General features: G+C 49.9%; 1 protein-coding gene. It reads right to left on the minus strand.

Annotated elements, in window-relative coordinates:
- Window positions 1-739 (minus strand): thiamine pyrophosphate-binding protein (locus tag AB4512_RS22485; protein ID WP_372175754.1); only part of this gene is annotated, 739 nt, incomplete at both ends.

Genomic DNA, 739 nt, shown 5'->3' on the forward strand with positions numbered 1-739 from the left:
GCATCAATCTGAATGATTTTCGCGTTCTTCGGCCAGTAGTCCATACCATGTTGAGGCAACGTACCAAATGGACCAAGGCGTGTACCCAAAGCGATAACCACATCCGCTTGAGCCATCAACTTCATTGCTGCTTTCGAACCTTGGTAGCCTAAAGGACCACACCATAATGGGTGACTAGCAGGGAACGAGTCATTGTGCAGGTAGCTGTTCACTACGGGTGCGCCTAATCTTTCTGCTAATGCCGCACACTCTTGAACGGCATCAGCCATTACCACGCCGCCACCAGAAATGATGACTGGGAATTTCGCTTCAGCAATCAAGTCTGCCGCTTCGTTCAGAGATTTTTCACCACCTGGGCCACGGTCTAAACGTGCTGGTTGAGGGATCTCAGTTTGAGTCTCACCGTAAAAGTAATCACGTGGAATATTAAGTTGAGTAGGCCCCATTTCACTCATCGCACGGTCGAAGCATCGACCTGTGAATTCCGCCATACGATCTGGGTGCGTTACGTGTCCTTGATACTTAGTAAACTCTTGGAACATTGGAAGCTGGTTACATTCTTGGAAACCACCTAAGCCCATTGTTTTAGTGCCTGTCTCTGGCGTCACAATGACGACCGGGCTATGTGCCCAGAACGCAGCTGCAATTGCTGTTACACAGTTACTGATACCTGGGCCATTCTGCCCGATAACCACACCGTGGCGACCAGATACACGAGAGTAACCATCTGCCATGTGGG

The organism is Vibrio sp. 10N.222.52.B7, from assembly GCF_041474275.1.
Taxonomy (GTDB): domain Bacteria; phylum Pseudomonadota; class Gammaproteobacteria; order Enterobacterales; family Vibrionaceae; genus Vibrio; species Vibrio crassostreae_C.